The 19,520-nt window shown below is 68.1% G+C and carries 24 protein-coding genes; 14 read left to right on the top strand and 10 right to left on the bottom strand.

All coding sequences use genetic code 11. From position 1 onward, the window contains the following. Window positions 1-151: 151 nt before the first annotated feature. Both CJZ80_RS11465 and CJZ80_RS11460 read right to left on the bottom strand, forming a co-directional pair. Window positions 152-583, bottom strand: a complete 432-nt coding sequence (locus CJZ80_RS11465) for a hypothetical protein (RefSeq protein WP_094513149.1) — start codon at window positions 581-583, stop codon at window positions 152-154. 18 nt (window positions 584-601) lie between these two features. Beyond that, complete coding sequence (locus CJZ80_RS11460; protein ID WP_094513147.1) at window positions 602-1,120, bottom strand: pentapeptide repeat-containing protein; 519 nt, start codon at window positions 1,118-1,120, stop codon at window positions 602-604. A gap of 50 nt (window positions 1,121-1,170) precedes the next feature. Here CJZ80_RS11460 and CJZ80_RS11455 point away from each other — a divergent pair, with 50 nt between their 5' ends. Then, window positions 1,171-1,569, top strand: a complete 399-nt coding sequence (locus CJZ80_RS11455; RefSeq protein ID WP_233133037.1) for a YraN family protein — start codon at window positions 1,171-1,173, stop codon at window positions 1,567-1,569. Window positions 1,570-1,584: 15 nt separating this feature from the next. On the opposite strand, the gene CJZ80_RS11450 is transcribed toward CJZ80_RS11455, so the two are convergent. Then, a complete protein-coding gene (locus tag CJZ80_RS11450; protein ID WP_198948297.1) occupies window positions 1,585-1,833 on the bottom strand; it encodes a hypothetical protein in 249 nt (82 codons plus the stop codon). 330 nt (window positions 1,834-2,163) lie between these two features. Between CJZ80_RS11450 and rsmA the strand changes: the two genes are divergently transcribed. The 7 genes from rsmA to CJZ80_RS11415 all read left to right on the top strand — a co-directional run bounded on the left by rsmA (window position 2,164) and on the right by CJZ80_RS11415 (window position 8,357). Then, the gene (rsmA, locus tag CJZ80_RS11445) at window positions 2,164-3,030 is read left to right on the top strand and encodes a 16S rRNA (adenine(1518)-N(6)/adenine(1519)-N(6))-dimethyltransferase RsmA (RefSeq protein WP_094513145.1); all 867 of its coding nucleotides are present in this window, start codon (window positions 2,164-2,166) and stop codon (window positions 3,028-3,030) included. A 13-nt stretch (window positions 3,031-3,043) separates the two neighbouring features. Then, on the top strand, window positions 3,044-4,039 hold the full coding sequence (ispE, locus tag CJZ80_RS11440; RefSeq protein WP_094513144.1) for a 4-(cytidine 5'-diphospho)-2-C-methyl-D-erythritol kinase: 996 nt from the start codon (window positions 3,044-3,046) through the stop codon (window positions 4,037-4,039). 56 nt (window positions 4,040-4,095) lie between these two features. Further along, complete coding sequence (locus CJZ80_RS11435) at window positions 4,096-4,404, top strand: DUF3082 domain-containing protein (RefSeq protein ID WP_094513478.1); 309 nt, start codon at window positions 4,096-4,098, stop codon at window positions 4,402-4,404. A gap of 266 nt (window positions 4,405-4,670) precedes the next feature. Further along, window positions 4,671-5,654, top strand: a complete 984-nt coding sequence (locus CJZ80_RS11430; protein WP_094513143.1) for a pyruvate dehydrogenase complex E1 component subunit beta — start codon at window positions 4,671-4,673, stop codon at window positions 5,652-5,654. 1 nt (window position 5,655) lies between these two features. After that, window positions 5,656-7,173, top strand: a complete 1,518-nt coding sequence (gene secD / locus CJZ80_RS11425; RefSeq protein WP_094513142.1) for a protein translocase subunit SecD — start codon at window positions 5,656-5,658, stop codon at window positions 7,171-7,173. Continuing rightward, window positions 7,174-8,178: a protein translocase subunit SecF gene (gene secF / locus CJZ80_RS11420; RefSeq protein ID WP_094513141.1), complete on the top strand. Its 1,005-nt coding sequence runs from the start codon at window positions 7,174-7,176 to the stop codon at window positions 8,176-8,178. Beyond that, on the top strand, window positions 8,175-8,357 hold the full coding sequence (locus CJZ80_RS11415; RefSeq protein ID WP_094513140.1) for a hypothetical protein: 183 nt from the start codon (window positions 8,175-8,177) through the stop codon (window positions 8,355-8,357). The genes secF and CJZ80_RS11415 overlap by 4 nt, the downstream gene beginning before the upstream one ends. 82 nt (window positions 8,358-8,439) lie before the next feature. Here the strand turns inward: CJZ80_RS11415 and CJZ80_RS11410 are convergent, their stop codons facing one another. From CJZ80_RS11410 to psb28, 3 genes are read right to left on the bottom strand one after another with little or no spacing between them, the layout of a single operon-like run. Then, window positions 8,440-9,453, bottom strand: a complete 1,014-nt coding sequence (locus tag CJZ80_RS11410) for an AI-2E family transporter (RefSeq protein ID WP_094513139.1) — start codon at window positions 9,451-9,453, stop codon at window positions 8,440-8,442. Next, window positions 9,450-10,529, bottom strand: coding sequence for an AI-2E family transporter (locus tag CJZ80_RS11405; RefSeq protein ID WP_094513138.1), 1,080 nt, complete (start codon window positions 10,527-10,529; stop codon window positions 9,450-9,452). Before CJZ80_RS11405 ends, CJZ80_RS11410 begins: the two co-directional genes overlap by 4 nt. Further along, window positions 10,526-10,909: a photosystem II reaction center protein Psb28 gene (gene psb28 / locus CJZ80_RS11400; RefSeq protein WP_094513137.1), complete on the bottom strand. Its 384-nt coding sequence runs from the start codon at window positions 10,907-10,909 to the stop codon at window positions 10,526-10,528. The genes CJZ80_RS11405 and psb28 overlap by 4 nt, the downstream gene beginning before the upstream one ends. Window positions 10,910-11,038: 129 nt before the next feature. On the opposite strand from psb28, the gene CJZ80_RS11395 reads away from it, so the two are divergent. Then, the gene (locus CJZ80_RS11395; protein ID WP_094513136.1) at window positions 11,039-11,788 is read left to right on the top strand and encodes a GUN4 domain-containing protein; all 750 of its coding nucleotides are present in this window, start codon (window positions 11,039-11,041) and stop codon (window positions 11,786-11,788) included. Window positions 11,789-11,816: 28 nt separating this feature from the next. After that, on the top strand, window positions 11,817-12,236 hold the full coding sequence (locus CJZ80_RS11390; protein WP_094513135.1) for an ATP-binding protein: 420 nt from the start codon (window positions 11,817-11,819) through the stop codon (window positions 12,234-12,236). Between the two features lie 86 nt (window positions 12,237-12,322). On the opposite strand, the gene CJZ80_RS11385 is transcribed toward CJZ80_RS11390, so the two are convergent. Then, entirely contained in the window at window positions 12,323-12,703 is a 381-nt protein-coding gene (locus CJZ80_RS11385; RefSeq protein ID WP_233133036.1) for a DUF6439 family protein, read from the bottom strand. 42 nt (window positions 12,704-12,745) lie between these two features. Between CJZ80_RS11385 and CJZ80_RS11380 the strand changes: the two genes are divergently transcribed. After that, window positions 12,746-13,033 carry a hypothetical protein gene (locus CJZ80_RS11380; RefSeq protein WP_094513133.1) on the top strand — a complete coding sequence of 96 codons (288 nt, stop codon included), beginning with the start codon at window positions 12,746-12,748 and terminating at the stop codon, window positions 13,031-13,033. Between the two features lie 9 nt (window positions 13,034-13,042). Here CJZ80_RS11380 and CJZ80_RS11375 read toward each other — a convergent pair whose 3' ends face one another. Both CJZ80_RS11375 and CJZ80_RS11370 read right to left on the bottom strand, forming a co-directional pair. After that, window positions 13,043-14,119, bottom strand: coding sequence for a class I SAM-dependent methyltransferase (locus tag CJZ80_RS11375; RefSeq protein WP_094513476.1), 1,077 nt, complete (start codon window positions 14,117-14,119; stop codon window positions 13,043-13,045). Between the two features lie 108 nt (window positions 14,120-14,227). Next, entirely contained in the window at window positions 14,228-15,511 is a 1,284-nt protein-coding gene (locus CJZ80_RS11370; protein ID WP_094513132.1) for a hypothetical protein, read from the bottom strand. Between the two features lie 200 nt (window positions 15,512-15,711). On the opposite strand from CJZ80_RS11370, the gene CJZ80_RS11365 reads away from it, so the two are divergent. Then, entirely contained in the window at window positions 15,712-16,230 is a 519-nt protein-coding gene (locus tag CJZ80_RS11365; protein ID WP_094513131.1) for an allophycocyanin subunit beta, read from the top strand. Between the two features lie 73 nt (window positions 16,231-16,303). Then, window positions 16,304-17,509: an alanine--glyoxylate aminotransferase family protein gene (locus CJZ80_RS11360; protein WP_369803057.1), complete on the top strand. Its 1,206-nt coding sequence runs from the start codon at window positions 16,304-16,306 to the stop codon at window positions 17,507-17,509. Here the strand turns inward: CJZ80_RS11360 and CJZ80_RS11355 are convergent. Continuing rightward, the gene (locus CJZ80_RS11355) at window positions 17,439-17,969 is read right to left on the bottom strand and encodes a nucleoside deaminase (protein WP_369803047.1); all 531 of its coding nucleotides are present in this window, start codon (window positions 17,967-17,969) and stop codon (window positions 17,439-17,441) included. The genes CJZ80_RS11360 and CJZ80_RS11355 overlap by 71 nt on opposite strands. 68 nt (window positions 17,970-18,037) lie before the next feature. Between CJZ80_RS11355 and CJZ80_RS11350 the strand changes: the two genes are divergently transcribed. Next, complete coding sequence (locus CJZ80_RS11350) at window positions 18,038-19,510, top strand: aminotransferase class V-fold PLP-dependent enzyme (RefSeq protein ID WP_094513129.1); 1,473 nt, start codon at window positions 18,038-18,040, stop codon at window positions 19,508-19,510. Window positions 19,511-19,520: the final 10 nt, after the last annotated feature.

The raw sequence follows: 19,520 nt of genomic DNA, 5'->3' as shown, positions 1-19,520 counted from the left end.
CTTATCAGTCGGCAAATGCGGACCATGACTGTCGGCCGATCGCGGCGCTGACACACTGGCGCTTGACCCAGTGCCTCCCCAGCCCAAGCAACGCGAGCGGCTGTAGATGCGCCTGTCCAGCCTTGCCGGCACCCGGCAGTCAGCGCTCGGGTCAGCTGTCTGGCTCGTCTTCCAGCAGCAGCGAATGGAACTCGCGATACAACTGCTCGTGCTCGCGGATGGCGGCGGCAGCGGGGGCGCCCGCCAGGGGGGTCCGGGGCGTTCGGGCGGGGCCAAGGCCCCCAGGAACCGCCGGTGCTGCTGCTGCTCCCGCAGGCGCACCCGGCGGCGGCTGCTGGCGCTGACGCTCCCGCCTGGCGGTCTCGAGCGTCGCAAGACGCTCCATCAGATGGGGCGGCACCAAGCCATCGGGGCTCGCTTTGATCAGCTCATGAAAAAGCTTGTCCGGGTCCTGCTCGGTTTCCACCGCATGCAGCCGCTGCTGCGGCGCGGCAGCGGGGCGGGCCTGCGGGGCCGGCAAGGGCTGGGGAAGCTGGCGGCCCAGCTCCCGAAGCCGCTCAAGGCTGCGGGGATCAAAGCTCATGGCACGGAAGGAGGACCATCAGGCGCAGCCGAGGCTGGCGCGGGTGGAGCGGCCGGTGACGGGGTTGGTGCCGGTGGCATCGAGGCAGAGCTTCTTCAGCACATCGGCCCGGAAGGGAACATTGGTGAAATCAGCGCCATCGATCTTGACCGCGTTGAACTTGGTGTTGAACGCGAAGGCATCTTCCAGTAAGGCGTCGCGCAGGTCGGTGCCATCCAGCACCGCAGAGTCAAGGGTGGCCTCACGCAGGTCGGCGCCGTGCAGATCGGCGTCCTGCAACTTGGCGCCGAACAGGGTGGCCCCCCGCAGATCGGCACCGGAAAGATCGGCCTCGCGCAGGTTGGTGAGGCTGAAGGTGACGCCGCGCAGATCGCTGCCATGGAAATCGGCGCCGATCAGCACCTGTTTGGCATAGTCCATCGCCGCCTGGGCCGGGGCCACCGGCAGCAGCGCCACGCCGAGTGCCAGCACCAGCAGCAGCGAAGCGAGCCAGGAGCGGCAAGGAAGTCCGGCGCGGCAGCGCAGCGGGGAGGCCATGGCAGCAAGGGACAGAGAGGGAACCCTAGGAACACACGCCTTGGCCGTTCGTGAAAGGAGCCCGACCGCAACAGAGCGCCGACCGGGCGCGCAGCCGTTGCACCGTGCCCGGCCGCTGGGCGGAGCAGCGGGCGCTGCGGCTGCTGCAGACGCGAGGCTGGCGGCTGCTCTCTCAGCGGTGGCAGTGCCGATGGGGCGAACTCGACCTCGTGCTGCTGAAGCCGGGCCGGTTGCTGCTGGTGGAGGTGAAGGGCCGGCGCCGCAGCGGTGCCGATGGCTGGGGCAGGGCCAGCGTGACTCGACGCAAACGGCAGCGGCTGGCGGCCGCCTGGTCGTGCTGGCTGTGCGAACACCCCTGTTGGAGGCACCTGCCGGTGGAAGCGGTGTGCGCGCTGGTGCCGCTGCCACCGGCCCGGGCACCGGTGTGCTGGCTGCGGCTCGAATGGTGAACGCGGGTGGTCCGCTCAGGGGCTGGACAGGCCAGCGGGGGCGGGCGTGCTCGTGCCGGGAACCGACGGATCGGGAACGGTGAACTCCACCGTGCAGCGGTAGCGGGTGTTGTCCATTCCCACCGAAAAGTCTTCGCAGCGCGTGCTGGTGACCGTGGCGCCCGCCGGCACCTGCTGCATGGCCCTTTGTTTGGCGTTGTCACGGTCCCAGACGGAATCGGCGGTGGCGCTGCCAGCCAGCGCCGGACCACTCAGCAGGGGCATGGCCAAAGCGCCGATCCAGCCGACCCAGGCCAGTGAATGACGGCCAGGGTGCGCTATGTGCCGCGCCCGGCTTCGGATGAGCGCTGCAGGGCTCACGGCAGCCGGCTGCACGCCAGCGGACCTTGAGGTCAGCGGAATCACAACGGCCTCAGGGAAGCCAGCCGTGGCCGAAGCCGCCGATGCCACTGGCTCCACCCGCTCTGCGGGCTCAGCGTGTTCAACGGGTGCCATGGGTTCAACGCGTACCAATGCAGCCATCGCCCGGTCCCCGTCACTGCACCTTCTCTAGCCGCACCGGAAGGCAATGTGGGAGATCTCACGCCCAGGGTCATGACCTTCAGCGGCCACCGGGCCCGCAAACGCTTCGGCCAGCACTGGCTCACCGATGCCGGCGTGCTCGATCGCATCGTGCAGGCGGCCGAACTCGACGTCCACGACCGGGTGCTGGAGGTGGGGCCGGGCCGGGGGGCGCTGACCGAACGGCTGCTGCAAACCCCCCTGGCCAGCCTCACGGCAGTGGAACTCGACCGCGACCTGGTGGTCGGCTTGCGCCAGCAGTTCGGCGGCGATCCCCGCTTCTGCCTGCTGGAGGGGGATGTGCTTGAGCTTGAGCTGCCGTTGGCCACCAAGGTGGTGGCCAACATCCCGTACAACATCACCGGTCCGCTGCTGGAGCGGCTGGTGGGCCGGCTCGACCGCCCTGCCACTACGGCGTACTCGCGGTTGGTGCTGCTGGTGCAGCAGGAGGTGGGGGAACGCATCCGCTGCCGTGCAGGCAGCAGCGCCTACAGCGCCCTGAGCGTGCGCATGCAGTTGATGGCCCGCTGCAAGGGCGTGTGCGCCGTGCCCCCTCGCTGCTTTCAGCCGCCGCCCCGGGTGCACTCGGAGGTGATCGTGATCGAGCCCTTGCCACTGGCGGAGCGGTTGCCCGTTTCCGTGGCCGCCACGGTGGAGCGGCTGCTGCGGCGCTGCTTCGCAGCCCGGCGCAAGATGCTGCGCAACACCCTGGCGGGCCTGCTGCCGGCGGAGGCACTCAGTGCCCTGGCCGCTGCCGCCGGCATCGATCTGCAGCAGCGCCCCCAGGACCTGGAGCCCCAGCGCTGGGTGGCGTTGGCGGAGGGCTTGAATCAGGCCGAAGCCTCGGCGCCAGCCGCCCCTCTCAGCGCAGACAAGGCGAGCCTCCATCCCGATCCGTAGTCCAACGCAACCCATGGCAGCACTGAGCCGCAGCCTCACCGTTCTCGCTCCCGCCAAGATCAACCTGCACCTCGAAGTGCTCGGGTTGCGGCCGGATGGCTTCCACGAGCTGGCGATGCTGATGCAGAGCATCGATCTGGAAGACCGGCTGGTCCTGCACGAACGGGACGATGGCCGCCTCCAACTGAGCTGTGACCGCCCGGGACTGCCCACGGACGGCACGAACCTGATCAGCCGCGCCGCCCTGCTGCTGCAGCAGCGGCTGGAGGGGCCGCTGCGGGGCGCCGACATCCACCTGGAAAAACGCATCCCGATCGGAGCCGGGCTGGCGGGAGGGTCGAGCGATGCGGCTGCCGCCCTGGTGGGCCTGCACCAGCTCTGGAACATGAATCTCCCCCCGGCGACCCTGCTGGAACTGGCGGCGGAGCTGGGCTCCGATGTGCCGTTCTGCCTCGCCGGGGGGAGCCAGCTGTGTTTCGGGCGGGGAGAGCAGCTGGAGCCGTTGCCGGCGGCAGACGATCCCCTGGCCGTGCTGCTGATCAAGGATCCAGCGGTGAGTGTGTCGACACCGTGGGCCTATGGACGCTGCCGGGAGTTGCGCGGCGACTTCTACCTCGACTGCGAGGCCGACTTCGAGCAACGCCGGGAGCACCTGCGCGGCGGGCCGCTGCTGGCCGCCCTGCGGGGGGAGCGCGGATTGCCGCCCCTGCGCAACGATCTGCAGGCCGTGGTGGAGCCGGAGCAGGCCAGCGTGCGCGAGGGCCTGGCTCTGCTGCGCGGCCTGGCCGGCACCCTCGGTGTGGCGATGAGCGGATCCGGGCCCAGCCTGTTCGCTCTGTTCAGCAGCGCCGCTGAAGCCGCTGCGGCCCAGCAGCAGCTCGCTCCGGCCCTGCAGGCCGCGGGGTTCGACGCCTGGTGCTGCCGCTTCACGCCGGCAGGTGCCAGGGTCATCAGCAATCAGGCCATGCCCCCGGCCGGCTCCGTCCCCGATCCCGACGCCCCACGATGAGCGACCCCCAGCAGACCGACCCCGGCAGCGCCTCCGGCAACAGCTCCAGCAGCGGCATGCCAGCGGCCGCCGCCTCACCCACCGCTCCGCCCCGCAAGGGGCCGCTCAGTTTCCTCTCCGGTGCCGTCACCAGCGGCGCCCTGGCCTGGGTGAGCCTGCTGCTCAGCCAACGGGTGGTGACCTACTTCGCCCTCCATCCGCCGCACTACAGCAAACCGTTCGCCCAGAGCATCGGCACCGCCATGAAGACCCTGATCGTGGGCATGAGCTTCCTGGCCACCTTCAGCTTCGCCTTCGTGGGCCTGGGCCTGTTCCTGGTGTTCATTCGCAGCCTCTTGCCCGCCAGCTCCACCGAGCCTTCCTAAGGTTGCTGCCACCACCGGTTCCCCCACCGCTGCGATGACCCCTCACGATCTCGGCCTGCTGGCCCTGCTGCTCTCGCCGGGGATGATCCTGTCGGTGCTCCTGCTCGCCACCTTCGCGGCCGGCGGCTGAGCGGCACCGGCTTCACCCTGGCAGCCCTCAGACCAGCGAGCCTGCACCTCCCCTCCAACGCAGCGAGGCTGCGACTGGCGGGCCTGAGATAAGTTGGCCCCACTTCCGGCACCTGCGCCGGGTCCGCATCTCCCCTGTGGCAGAAACCCTTCTGTTCAACGCCCTGCGCGACGCCATCGACGAGGAGATGGCAAAAGACCCCACCGTCTGCGTGTTCGGCGAAGACGTGGGTCAGTACGGCGGCTCCTACAAAGTCACCAAGGACCTCTACGAGAAATACGGCGAGCTGCGCGTGCTCGACACCCCGATCGCGGAAAACAGTTTCACGGGCATGGCCGTGGGCGCCGCCATGACCGGCCTGCGGCCGATCGTGGAGGGCATGAACATGGGCTTCCTCCTGCTCGCCTTCAACCAGATCTCCAACAACATGGGGATGCTGCGTTACACCAGCGGCGGCAACTACACGATCCCCACGGTGGTGCGCGGCCCCGGCGGAGTGGGTCGTCAGCTCGGGGCTGAACACAGCCAGCGGCTTGAAGCCTATTTCCATGCCGTGCCCGGCATCAAGATCGTTGCCGTCAGCACCCCCACCAACGCCAAGGGCCTGATGAAGGCCGCCATCCGCGATAACAACCCCGTGCTCTTCTTCGAGCACGTGCTGCTGTACAACCTCAGCGAGGAGATCCCTGAAGGCGATTACATCTGCGCCCTTGATCAGGCCGATGTGGTGCGTGAAGGCAAGGACGTAACCATCCTCACGTATTCCCGCATGCGCCACCACTGCCTCAAGGCAGTGCAGCAACTCGAAGCCGAGGGTGTTGATGTGGAGCTGATCGATCTGATCAGCCTCAAACCCTTCGACATGGAGACGATCAGCCGATCGATCCGCAAGACCCATCGGGTGATCGTGGTGGAGGAGTGCATGAAAACCGGTGGCATCGGCGCCGAGCTGATCGCCCTGATCACCGAACACTGCTTCGACGATCTCGACGCCCGTCCCCTGCGCCTCTCCAGCCAGGACATCCCCACCCCCTACAACGGCGGTCTGGAGAACCTCACGATCATTCAGCCCAGCCAGATCGTGGAGGCCGCCGGGCGCCTCAAAGCAGGCACCCTCTGAGATGGCACGCCAACAAGGATGGGTGGCCCTGATCCTGGCCCTGGCGATTGCCGCCGGGGTTGTCCTGGTCACGTTTCCGCTTCAGCTCGGCCTCGATCTGCGCGGCGGCAGCCAGCTCACCCTCCAGGTGATGCCGGCCGGCGCGATTCGGCAGGTGCAGGCCGAGCAGCTCGAAGCGGTGCAGGAGGTGCTTGATCGCCGCATCAACAGCCTCGGGGTGGCCGAATCCACCCTGCAGCGCGTCGGCGATGACCAACTGCTGCTGCAGCTGCCCGGTGAGCAGGATCCCAGCCGCGCCGCCAGGGTGCTGGGCACCACGGCCCTGCTGGAGTTCCGGGTCCAGAAACCTGGCACAGAGCAGGAAATGCAAGGGTTGCTGCGCCTGAAAACCCAGGCCTCCGCCGTGCTCGGCCGGCTGAAGAACAGGCGCCCGGCTGATCCTTCCACCCCCGGGCTCCCGCCGGGCGCCACGCCCCCGCCAGCCCCCAGCTTCCCCGCTGAGGAAATGGCCAAGGCCTTCAGCGCCCTGGGCCTGGAAGTGCCGGCGGGAGCCAGCGAAGCTGACCAGCTCGAACTGCTGCTGGCCGAAGTGAACAAGCGGGTCGTGGCTCTCTATGAACCGGCCGCCTTCACGGGCCGCGACCTCACCGGCGCCGGTCGCCAACAGCAGGCCAACGGTACCGGCTGGGATGTGACGTTGAACTTCAACCGCGCCGGAGGAGAAGCCTTCGCGCGCCTCACCCAATCGATCGCGGGCACCAACCGACTGCTCGGCATCGTGCTCGATGGACGCTCGATCAGCGAGGCCAGCGTGGGCGAACAGTTCAAGGCGGCCGGGATCACCGGTGGCGCCGCGAGCATTTCCGGCAACTTCACCGCTGAAGAAGCGCGGGATCTGGAGGTGCAGCTGCGCGGTGGCTCGCTGCCCCTGCCGATCAAAATCATCGAAGTTCGCACCGTGGGGCCCACGCTCGGGGCCGAGAACATCCGCTCCAGCCTGGTGGCGGCTCTGGGCGGCCTGGCGCTGGTGGCGGTGTTCATGGTGGTGGTCTATCGCCTGCCCGGCTTCGTCTCGGTGCTGGCGCTGCTCCTCTACTCCCTGTTCAACCTCGCGGCCTACGCCCTGATTCCGGTCACGCTGTCGCTGCCAGGCATCGCTGGGTTCATCCTCAGCGTGGGCATGGCGGTGGATGCCAACGTGCTGATCTTCGAGCGGGTGAAGGAGGAGCTGCGCGGCGGCAACAGCCTCATCCGCTCGATCGACACCGGTTTCTCGCTGGCTTTCTCCTCGATCATCGACGGCCACGCCACCGGCCTGATCAGTTGCGTGGCCCTGTTCGCCCTGGGCACCGGCCTGGTGAAAGGCTTCGCCGTCACCCTGGCGATCGGCCTGGTGCTGAGCCTGTTCACCGCACTCACCTGCACCCGCACCCTGCTGCGGTTGCTGATGAGCTACCCCTCGCTGCGACGACCCACCTACTTCCTCCCGGTCCGTGAGCTTCCGTCCTCTGCTGCCTGAATGACCATGAGTCCCACAGCCGCGGATCCGGTTCCAGAGATCCGTTTTTTCCGCATCAATCGCTATCGCCGCCTCGCCTGGGGGGCCTCTGGAGCCGCCTGTGTGCTGAGCCTGCTGGGCCTGCTGCTCAGTTGGCTGAATCCATCGATCGGGCTGCCACTCAAGCCGGGCCTCGACTTCACCGGTGGCACCCGCATCCAGCTGGAGAGGGCCTGTGGCGCCAGCTGCTCCCCCCTCACGGCACCGCAGGTGGAAGAACAGCTCTCCCAGGTGAAATTGCCTGTAGAAGCTGGTGCAGCCGCCCCCCAACTTGAGCGCGCGCCACTGCAGGTGCTTGACGGCGGACGATCGATCGATCTGCGGATGCCCACCCTCAGTGCCGTCCAGAGCACGGCATTGATTGAACAGCTCAGCAGCCGGATCGGGCCATTCCTTCCGGGTGACACCTCGATCGAAACGATCGGCCCCACCCTGGGCGACCAGCTCCTGAAAAGCAGCCTGTTATCCCTGCTCGTTAGCTTCGCGGCGATCGCGGCCTACATCACCTTCCGTTACGACCGCCTGTTCGCCTCCCTGGCCATCGTCTGCCTGGCCCACGACGTGCTGATCACCGCTGGGCTGTTTGCCTGGCTGGGCCTCCTGCTGGGTGTGGAGGTTGATTCTCTGTTCGCTGTTTCGCTGATCACGGTGGCGGGGTATTCCGTCAACGACACCGTGGTGGTGTTCGACCGCATCAGGGAGCAGAAATCCTTGCTCGGTCACCTTCCCATCAATGATCAGGTGGATGTGGCAGTGGATGTCACTCTCACCCGCTCGCTCTACACCTCGCTCACCACCTTGTTGCCTCTGCTGGGCATGATTTTCTTCGGCGGCAGCAGCCTGTTCTGGTTTGCCGTGGCGCTCGCCACTGGAATCGCCGTCGGGAGTTGGTCGAGCATCGGCGTGGCGCCCACCCTGCTCAGCCTGATCACAGCATCGAACCGGGCGCGCAGCCCGCTGGCATGAGCCGCATTCCCTTTGTGCCGGTGGTGCTCGTGCTGCTGGCGCTGCTTGAACTCAGGACCGAATTCCTGCTGCTCAGTGATCACTTCACCATGGCCGCCGTGATCGCCGCGGTGGGCCGCCATCCCCTGCCGATCGGCGTGCTGGTCCTGGCGCCTGAGCTGTTCAACCGCTTCCGCTGAACGCAGCAAGCGTGTGGATCGCAGCGATCCGTGGGTTGGGCAGCGATCACAGCCACACTTCGCCCCCTGCCTGGGAAACCAGCTAAGACGCTTCCAGCGTCCAGCGGTCCATCACCTGTTCCACCAGCACCTTCTGGCAGATCACCTGCAGCACCACCACCAGCGGCAGGGCCAGCAGCACCCCGGGCAGGCCCAGCAGGGCGCCCATGCAGAGCTGGGCCATCAGTGCCACTGTGGGCAGCATGTTGACCGTACGGCTGAGCAGCACCGGCGTGAGCACGAAGGCTTCCAGGTTCTGAAGCAGCAGGCGCAGCAGCAGCACCTGCAGCACCTTGGCTGGGGAAATCAGCAGGGCCACCGCCAGTGGCAGCAAGGTGGCGGCCGTGGGACCGATCGTGGGCACAAAGGTGAGCAGGCCACACACCAAGGCGCTGAGCAGGGCCAGCGGCACCCTCAGCAGCGCCAGGCCGGCCCAGGTGAGCAGAAAAACGGTGACGGCGGAGATCGTCATGCCAGCCAGCCAGCCGCCCATGGCCTGACGGCAATCGTGCAGCAGGCTCTCCATGCCGGGGCGGGCAAAGCGCGGGGAAACGGCAAGCAGCAGGCGCTGGTGGCTGCGGGGATCGAGCGCGAGCAGCAAAGCCAGCAGCACCATCAGCAGCACCTGGATGGTGGTATTGGCGGTGCTGCCTGCCACCCCCAGCAACTGGGTGCCGAGCGGTTGCAGCCTGTCCAACGTGGTGAAGCTGGCGAACTGCTGCTCGAGGCTCTGGAACCCCTTGATCCCACCGGCCAGTTCCCCCAAGCGCTGCACCAGCTCCGGCACCAGACGCGTGAATTCACCGGCCTGCTCCACCAGCTCGGGCAACAGCAGCTCCGACACCTTCCAGCCCAGCAGCACCAACACCACGAGCACCGACAACAGGGCGGTGGGCCGGTTGATCGGCAGCCGCCGGCGCAGCTGGGTGACCGGCACATCGAGCGCTACGGCCAGCACCACGGCTCCGAACAGCACCAACAGCACCCAGCGGAGCTCCCAGAGGAGCAGCCCCAGCACCACGAGGCCCAGGAGTCCGAGCACAGCGCGAGGCTTCATGAAAGCCGACGCTGAAGCTGCCAGGGGTTGAGCACGTCGTGGATCAGTACTTCACGAATGATCACCTGTAGACACACCGCCAACGGCAGCGCCAGCAACAATCCGATCGGTCCGAACATCACCGTGAACAGGAACTGGGCGCACAGGGTGAGGCCGGGTAGCAACTTGAGCTGGTGATGCATCACCGAAGGAGTGATCACATAGCTCTCCAGATGCTGGATGACCAGATAGAGGCCAAGCACCGCCACCGCTTTCCAGGGGGCATCGAGCAGCGCCACCGACATCGGAAAGATGGTGCTCAAGGTGGGTCCCACATTGGGGATCACGTTCAGCAGGCCGGCCAGCAACGCATTGGCCACCACAAGATTCACCCCCAGCAGCCAGAGGCCGATGCCTGAGAGCAGCGCCACGAAGCAGGAGCTGATCAACACCCCCACCATCCAGTCGCTGAGGGCAGTGCCGCAGAGTTCGAGCACGCGGCGGAAGCGGCGACGGTAGAAGGAGGGCACCAGCAACACCGCCACTTCCCTGTAGGCGGTGGGTTGCACTGCCACCATCAGGCTCACGGCCACCACGAACAGCAGCTGCACAGCGCCGCTGCCGAGATTTCCCGCCAGACCCAGGAGCCGCATTGCCCCCTGGCCGATCCCGCCGGCCAGGGCGGCGGTGCTGTCCCCGCCGGCCGGCAACAGGGAGGTCAGCCACTCGAAATCAAGGCGGGTGTCCTGCTGGCCGTAGATCATCGCCCCCCCCCAGGAGAGGGTTTCGCGGCCCATCTTCAGCAGCAGCGCGGCGGCGGCGGGCACCTTGGTGAGCAGCAGTCCGAACTGCTCGGCGAAGGGGGGGATGAGCACCGCGATGGCCACGGACAGCACCACCACCAGCCCGAGCACGCTCACCAACAGCGCCAGCGAGCGGTTGCAGCGCAACCGTTGCTGCACGAATCCCACCAGGGTGCAGATCGCCATGGCCAGTACCACGGCGGCAAAGACCTGAATCACCACACCGCGCAGGCTCCAGAGCAGTGCGGCAGCGGCGATGGTGGCGGCGAACCCAAGCCAGTTCCCGAAGTTCAAGCCGGATCCGACTCCGCAGCAGGGGCTCCAGCGTCAGCCTCGTCGTCCTGGCCGGCGAAGCCAAGGCCGTGGCCCGCGGCATAGCGCTCCGCGAAACGCATGAAGCGCTCGAAATCTTCTTCGTTCTTCCAGGTGTAGGTGGCTTCGATGGCGCTGGCGCGGCCGTTCACGAAGCGAGCCTTCACCTCACGGGTCACGAGCTCCCCCTCTTCATCAAGGAGGAACATGCCGGTGATGTCACCAATGCTTTCGGGGGCCAGTGCTTCCGGCTCCTCGAACACGAACATCGCCTGGCCGGTGCGGCCGTCGCGGGAGCGGGTCAGCCGGATGTCGGGAATCACGGGTTCGTCCACCCCGCGGAAGAACTGAATAGCCGTCATCGCAGAGGGGTGGAAAATTCGATCCTAGGCAGAGCCGGATCGGCGCTTCACGGTGCGTCGTCTCCGACCCGTAGGGCTCGGCTGACATAGTGGGCAACACGCTGGCCCTGCTCTGGCTGGCTGAACGCCATGCTTTCCGGACCACCCGCCTCTGCCACGGTCACAGCCGATCAGCTGCTGGAGCGGTTCCTCAGCGCTTCCCCACGGCAGCAGCGCAGCCTGCTGGCCCAGCTGGAGGCACGTCGCACCGAGCTGCGCCCTCTGCTGATCGATCGCCTAGCGGGGCTTGATGCCAGCGGCGACGACTGGGTGCCGGGCGCCTTGATCCACTGGCTGTTGAGCGAGACCGACCCCCTGGCTGCCGATTTCCGCGGCCGGTACCCCCAGGGGTGGCTGGAAACCCCTACCGGCAGCGGCATCGACTACCAGCCTCTGCAGGCGGCCCTGAGCGAGCAGGCCTTCGAGCTGGCCGATCGCTGCACGAGCTCGATCCTGCGCCAGCTGGCCGGGTCCGCCGCCGAGGCCCGCGGGTACGTCTATTTCAGCGAGGTGCCACCGATCAGCGGCATCGATCTGCAGACCCTCGACCGGCTCTGGCTCTGCTACTCGCGCGGACGCTTCGGCTTCTCCGTACAGGGGCGCCTGCTGCAGGCCTGCGGCGGCCGCTGGGAGCGGTTGTGGCCCAAGCTCGGCTGGAAGGAGGAGGGCCTCTGGACCCGCTACCCCAAGGCTTTCACCTGGTCGTTGGAGGCACCGGATGGGCATATGCCCCTGATCAACCAGCTCCGGGGCGTGCGGCTGATGGATGCGCTGCTCAGCCATCCGGCGCTGCAACAGCGCGTGAAGGGTGTCGCTGAGGGCAACGGCGCACGGCGTTAGGGTCAAGCCAGAGCGGAAAGCGGAGTCGATGCCCCGGCCATTGGTCCCATCCCTGCGCTGGACCGATTTCATCACCCCTTCCACCCTGCAACTGGCGCCGCTCCTGGAGCTGCTGTTGGAGCCGATGCGCAGGGCCCACAACCTGGCCCAGCTTCAGCTTGGCTTGCAGGAAGCCCTGGTGAACGCCGTCCGCCATGGCAACGGCGGCGATCCGGGCAAGTGCCTGCGCATCCGTCGCATCCAGACCCCGCGCTGGATGATCTGGCAGATCCAGGACGAAGGCACGGGCGTGCCGACAGCGCGGCGCAACAGCGCCCTGCCGGAGGAGCCCGGCTCCTGCTGCGGCCGTGGATTCTTCCTCATCCACCACTGCTTCGACGACGTGCGCTGGAGCGACCGGGGCAACCGCCTGCAGCTGGCGGTGCAGATCCGGCCCGAACGGGGCTGAGTGCTCAGCAGGGTCCTTGGTTGGTGCCCACGACCTGAGGATCACTGCCTGCGGATCGCTGCCGGATCAACACGACCGGATGATCCCTACCGGGAGCCGTGCCCATGGCTCGGGCAGCCGGGGTCGCTTCGCTCCCCTTTCAGCCAGCCCAGGCCGTGCTCCAGCAAGGCGATCGCCTCCGCATGGGCGACAGGGTCGCGGCGGTGGGCCGGACTGGCCTCGCTGAGCAGATGCACCAGCGCCGAGGCGATCTGCTCGGCCGCGCGCCTGGGCTTCTGGCTCTTGTGCGCATGCCAGTCGCGGCCATCAATCACCAGCAGACGCTGCAGCTGCTCGGCCAGCTCACGGCTGCCCGGCGGCCATCCGGTTGCGGGGCCAGTGCCGGAGGAGGGCTCTGTGCTGGTGGCGGGGTTGGTGCCGGTGCCGGTGGAGGGGCCGGTGGAGAGGGCAGAGCTGCCGGAGGGCATCGGCACTGGACGAAACCAAGGGGAGGGATCCATCCTGGCGGCATGACCAGCGGTTTGACCCCTCGCAGCCGTCCCTCCAGTCGCCAGGCGGGGGGATGGCTGCACAGCCTCTCACGCATGCTGGCAGTGGCCGCCCGGGCCGAGCGGCTCAAGCCGGACGACAACAGCAGCGGCGCCCGGCGCCTGCGCCAGCGGCTTGAACTGGGCCAACGCCTGCTCGACCCGCTGCCCAAGGCCCTGCGCACCTCCAACTGGCAGGAGGAGGTGGTGTGGAAAGCCCTGCGCTGGGGTGGAGCCGGAATGCTGCTGGCACTGTGGTTGAAGCGCTGAGCAGCCGTCTCAGGCCGTCACCGCTGCCTCGCGAGGGCGTGTGGCGCACCAGACCCGGGTCATGAAATGCGTCTGGGCCGTGACCGCCTCAAAACCGGCCTGTTGCAGCCGGGCCTCGATGTCGTCGCCCACGTAATCGCGGTAATAGGGCTCGTGGAACACACGGCGGAAGTTCTCCATCGCTGCAGAGAACTGGGGCGAGTCGGCCAGCTGGATCGAGTCGGCCAGCAGTAGGACCCCTCCCGGCTCGAGCACCTTGAAGCAGGCGTTGATCACGTTCTGCCGCGCCTCGGCGGGAAGTTCATGGAGCAGGAACACGCAGGTGACGGCCTGGAAGGAGCCATCGGCGAACGGAAGGGCCTCAGCATTGCCCTGCACCAGCTGGGGCAGCTCACCCGGCAGCTGGCTCAGGCAGCGGTTGGCTTCACGGAGATAGGCGGCCGAGAGGTCGAGGCCCACCAGCTGCACCCCGGGCAGGGCCCCGCGCAGCTGGCGCAGGGTGCGGCCCGTGCCGGCGGCCACATCAAGCACCCGCAGCTGACCCGGACGACGATCGGCGAAGGCGCGCAGGCCCCGCTGAAGCGGCGCCAGCAGACGGCGACGCATCGGATCGGCGGTGCCGTTGAACAGGATCTCCACCTGCAGGTCGTAGAGCGCGGCGGAGTGGTCGCTCAGGTAACCGTCGGTCTGGTGGTGGAAGTTCTGCAGGTAATAGCCGGGGTAGTTCTCCGGCTCCACATCCCGCGGCAGGTCGCGGACATTGCGCTGGCTGCGCCGGCTCCAGATGTTGGGCAGGTCGAGCCAGACCAAGGGGTAGCGGGTGGCCCAGTCAAGCCAGGGGGCATCGAACAACAGCGAGGCGGGATACACCCCCCGCTCCGCTTCCTGCCAGTCGAGTTCCAGCAAGCGGTCCATGGAGGCGCGCAGCTGGTTGAGCATCTCCGGTGGCACCGGTACGGTCTTCGGGCCCCCGTCGGCGGCCAGCAGCTGCCCCAGACGGGTGCTCAGCTCCTTGTGCGCCACTCCCACCAAGCTCTTGCCTTGCTGGAGGGTCTGGTACGCGAGCTTGCTCACGGCATCGGGCATGGCGGCGCGGGAACATCCCTTCACATCGGCTTCATTCCAGCGGATCGCCGCGGAGGTCGCGAGCCCCACGCGCCCGAATCTTCCGGCGAAACCGGTCCGATCGCGGGCTCAGACCGACCGGAACGGCTCCCCTTGAGGTGGGGCCAGCGGCAGTCGCCGCCGCTGTCGCTGGATCCAGAAGGCAATCCAGGCACTGCTGAACACGTCACCCTCCAGCAGGAAGGCATGGTCCGTGGCCAGAGCCTCCAGCGCGGCGAGCGGGTGCGTGGGCAGCGGCGGGAACGGGTCTGGCTGGGCCTCCGCCGGCGGATGGGAGGGCTCGAGCGCCTGGATCCCGCCGGGATCGATCTGGCGGCGGATGCCATCGAGGCCCGCCAGCAGCAGGGCGCTCCAGGAGACGTAGGGATTGGCAGCGGCCTCAATGGCCACGAACGCCAGTCGCTGGCTGGCCGGCGTGGGCCGGGCCACCGGCAGACCTACCACGGTGCTGCCAACCCCTGGCGCGTAGGCCCGGCGCAGTGGCGCAGCGCTGCCGGCGCCCCCCCAACCGCCATCGATCGACGCACCGGTGCCGGTGAGGGCAAGCAGGGCCGGGGCATGCAGCAACAGCCCACCGATGTACCAGCGGGCCGTCTGGGAGAGATCGGCGCGGGTGCCTTCGCCGTAGAACAACGGCAGGCGGGCCTTGCGAAGGCTCTGGCTCACCGGCAGGCAGCCGGCCGCCTCCGCCGGCCGCTCCGCCGCCACCAGGGCCGCTGACAGCCCGCAACAGGCGGCCAGATGATGGGCGGTGTAGCCGAGCCGCATCAGGCCATCGGCAGCGGGAAGCAGCTCCGCGGCCTGCAGGGGGGCAGGCGTGCCCAGCAGCGAGAGCAGTTCGCTGCGGAAGGCCAGCGACCGCTCCGGCAACGCTGCTGCCTGTCCGTGCTCCCCCAGGGGGATGCGGCCGGCGGAGCGTTCACCGGCGCCACGCAGCAGCAGATGCGGAGCCACCTGGAACAGGGCCGTGTCCGCCAGGCCAGAGCTGGCCAGCGCCTCGGTGGCGCGGCTGGCCAGCGAGCGGGCGCAGCCGGGATGGCCATCGGAGCGGCAGCGCATCCAGCCGAACAGGCTGAGCGGTGCGGTGGGTAGGAACGGATCACGCCAGGCACTGGCGGCATCGAGCACCACCGCCGCTTCCGGCAGATCCCCTGCCGCGAGCGACTCCCCGCCGAAGCCAGCGGCGGGCAGGGCTGCAACGGACACACCTTCGCTGAAACTGGACGGCTGGATCAGCTCGGCGGCCACGGTGAGGTGATGCCAGCGGCCGGACAGGTCGCAGAGGCCGAGATCGACCCGTTCAATCGCCTGATCACGCAGCCGGCGCAGGACGTCATCGACGGTCAGAGCCATGGGCGAAGGGGAAGGAAGAGGAGCGCAAGTGGGAACCAGCAGACCAGCATGACCCCGGCCCCCGTAGGGCCGGCGGGGCTGAAACAGGCCGAACGGCCTGCGTAACCGTTTCTGTCAGATTCGGCAGATCCCTCAGCTGGACAGGGTTCTGGGCATTTCACAGTGCTAGCTTCCAGCCCAGGTGCGTCGATTTCAACGTCATGCGCGATGCCATCACCGGTCTGATCGGCCGGTATGACCAGCTGGGGCGCTATTTCGATCGGAACGCGATCGATCGCATCTCCGCCTACCTGGCGGAAGGCGAACAACGGCTCATGGCGGTGGAAATCATCAACCAGGGAGCCACCGACATCGTGCGGGAAGCCAGCCGGCGCCTGTTCGAGCAGGATCCCGAGCTGCTGCTGCCCGGCGGCAATGCCTACACCACCCGGCGCCTGGCGGCCTGCCTGCGGGACATGGACTATTTCCTGCGCTACGCCAGCTACGCCCTGATCGCCGACGACGCCACGATTCTCAACGAGCGGGTGTTGAACGGTCTCGACGACACCTACAAGAGCCTGGGAGTTCCCACGGGCCCCACGGTGCGCAGCATCACGCTGCTGGCCGATGTGGTGATGGAGCGGCTGGCCGAAGCCGGTTTTGATCCGGCTCCGCTCGTGCGGGTCCCCTTCGATCACATGGCCCGTGGCCTGTCTGCGCTCGACGTGCGCTGCCGCTGAATCCGCTCCAAGCCGTGTCTGCCCAGGACCAGCTCTGGCCTCTGGGTAGGCTGCAACCCACTTCTTCGACGCCCTGCTGGCCTTGGTCACACAGTCTTCCGATCTCCCGGTGAACGATCGTCATCGGCTCCCCCTGGAACCGATCGCCACCCCCGATCGCCTGCTGCTGGGCCCAGGGCCGTCGAATGCCCATCCCACGGTGCTGGCTGCGCTGGCACGCACACCGATCGGTCACCTCGATCCGATTTACATCGAGCTGATGGGCGAGGTGCAGGAACTGCTGCGTTACGCCTGGCAGACCGACAACCGCCTCACCATCCCGATGAGCGGCACCGGCAGTGCCGCCATGGAAGCCACCCTGGCCAACACCATCGAACCGGGTGACAAGGTTCTCGTGGCCGTGAAGGGCTATTTCGGCCTGCGGCTCGTCGACATGGCCCAGCGCTACCGCGCTGAGGTGGTCACGATCGAGCGCCCCTGGGGGGAAGCCTTCAGCCTCGAAGAGCTCGAAGCGGCGATGGCGCTCCACAAGCCGAAGATCCTGGCGCTTGTTCATGCCGAAACCTCCACCGGTGTGTGCCAGCCGATGGAAGGCATCGGCGATCTCTGCCGCCAACACGACTGCCTGCTGCTGCTCGATACGGTCACATCGCTCGGCGCCGTGCCGGTTCATCTCGACGCCTGGGGCGTGGATCTCGCCTACAGCTGCAGCCAGAAAGGGTTGAGCTGCCCTCCCGGCCTCGGTCCGTTCACCATGGGCCCTCGGGCTGAAGCCAAGCTGGCTGCCCGCAGCGGCAAGGTGCCCAACTGGTACCTGGATGTGTCACTGCTCAACCAGTACTGGGGGAGCAACCGGGTGTACCACCACACGGCACCGGTGAACATGAACTTCGGCATGCGCGAAGCGTTGCGCCTGCTGGCCGAGGAAGGCCTGGAGCACGCCTGGGGCCGCCATCGCAGCAACGCCGAGCGCCTCTGGAGCGGCCTGGAGCGCCTCGGCCTTGAGCTGCTTGTGCCACAGCCCCTGCGCCTGCCCACGCTCACCACGGTGCGCATTCCCGAGGGTGTGGATGGAAAGGCCTTCAGCCTCCATCTGCTCAACCGCCACGGCATCGAAGTGGGCGGCGGGCTCGGCGCGCTGGCCGGCTCGGTGTGGCGCATCGGCCTGATGGGCTACAACAGCCGCGCCGAAAACGTCGATCTGCTGCTCAATCTGCTGGAGACGGAGCTGCCGGCGTTCCAGTCGGGCCGCACGGCCGTCGCTGTCGCCGCTGCCTGAACCAATCCGCCAGGAGCAGGGTGGCCTGCACCTCCAGCAAGCCACCCTCCACCTCCATGCGGTGGTGAGCGCTCGGGTGCCGGGCCAGGTCCACGCTGCCACCCAACCCTCCTCGTTTGGCATCTCCGGCGGCGAACAGCACCCGCCCCATACGGGCCTGCACCAGGGCGCCAGCGCACATCGGGCAGGGTTCGAGCGTCACGATCAAGCTGCAGTCGTTGAAACGCCAGCTGCCACGCATGGCCGCGGCCTGGCTCAACGCCACCAGCTCGGCATGGCCGAGCGGATCCTGATCCAGCTGGCGGCGGTTGCTGCCCCAGCCGAGGCAGCGCCCTTCCCCATCCAGCACCACCGCCGCCACAGGGATTTCTCCCCTGTCACCGGCGCGGCGGGCCTGGCGCAGCAACCGCTCCATCCACAGGCGCTGCTGGGCGGCAGGAACGGGCGGAGGGCTCAGCACAGCGCAGCGGTGGCCGGGTCGGGCACCCAGCGTGTCAGTGCCTCCATGCTGAGGGACGGCAAGGGAGAATGAAGCCCCTTCCTGCACCGCCGTTGGCCGTCACGCCACACCTGCACCAGGCGCTTGAGCCGTTGCCGTTCGCAGCGCCAGGGCAGGCCGATCCGCTGCTGGAAGCGTTTCTCAACGGGGCGGTGCAGCAGCTCTGCCAGTGGCTGGGCACAGCCACCAGCCGCCCGCCACTGCCCGGGCTGAGCCTGTTGCCGGAACTGGAGCCCCGCCGCCACGGCCTGGATGGCACCACGCTGCTGGCCGACCTGCAGGTATTGATGGACGGGGCCTACAACCCCAACCACCCCGGCGCCCTGGCCCACCTCGATCCGCCGCCGCTCACCGCTTCGCTGGTGGGGGATCTGATCTGCGCCGGTCTGAACAACAACCTGCTCTCCGAAGAGCTGTCCCCCTCACTCAGCCGCCTGGAGCGGGGCCTGTGCGGCTGGCTGGCCCGTCGCCTCGGGCTGGGAGACGCCGCTGGCGGCATCCCAGCCAGCGGCGGCAGCCTCAGCAACCTGATGGCGCTGGTCACGGCGCGCCAGAGCCGCGGCCTGCAGCACCGCCCAGACGTGGTGGTGCTGACCAGCACCGACGCCCATGTATCGCTCGACAAGGCGGTGCTGGTGATGGGACTGCCGCCTGAGGCCTTGCTGCGGCTGCCCACCGATGCAGAGGGGCGGCTGGATCCGCAGCGGCTGGAGCAGGCGCTCACTGACCTGCAGCGGGCCGGCCGGCCCGTGCTGGCCGTGGTGGCCACCGCCGGCACCACGGTGCGCGGCGCCGTGGATCCGCTGGAGCCCCTGGCCGAGCTGTGCCAGCGCCATGGCCTCTGGCTGCACGTGGACGGGGCGATCGGTGGCGTGCTCGGCCTCAGCACCGTGCACTGCGGGGGTGTCGCAGGGCTGGGCCGGGCCGATTCGGTCACGTTGAACCCCCAGAAGCTGCTTGGGATCACCAAAACCTCTTCGCTGCTGCTGCTGGCCGAGCCCGACGCCCTGCATCAGACCTTCGGCACCGGGCTTCCCTACATGGAACCCAGCTGGGGAGGCGCCCATGGCGGCGAGTGCGGGCTACAGGGAAGCCGCAGCGCTGAGATCCTCAAGCTCTGGCTTGGCCTGCGTCAGCTCGGGCTCGAGGGGATCGACCAGCTGGTGGGCGAGGCGATCGCCCGCCGCCAGCGGCTGGAGCAGCTGCTGCACGCCGCGGCCCCGGCCGGGGCCCTCAGCCTGGTGGGTGGCCCGTTGCACCTGCTGGCCTTCCGGCCCAGCGGCGCCGATGCCCAGGCCTGCGCCCAGTGGTCGCAGCAGTGCCGTGCGGCGCTGCTGGCGGAGGAGTTGATGCTGTCCCGGCCGCTGCATCAGGGCCACCATCACCTCAAAGCGGTGCTGGGCAACCCCCACACCCAGGGCGAACATCTGGAGCGGCTGGCCGCCGTGGTGGCCCGCTCGCTTCCCGTGCCTTCCGCGCTGCTGGTGCCTACCCATGGCTGATTCCGACAAG

Origin of the sequence: Synechococcus sp. MW101C3, from assembly GCF_002252635.1 — a bacterium.
Lineage (GTDB): Bacteria > Cyanobacteriota > Cyanobacteriia > PCC-6307 > Cyanobiaceae > MW101C3.
Note: the sequence above shows the minus strand (reverse complement) of the source record. Positions and strands in the feature narration are given on the sequence as shown.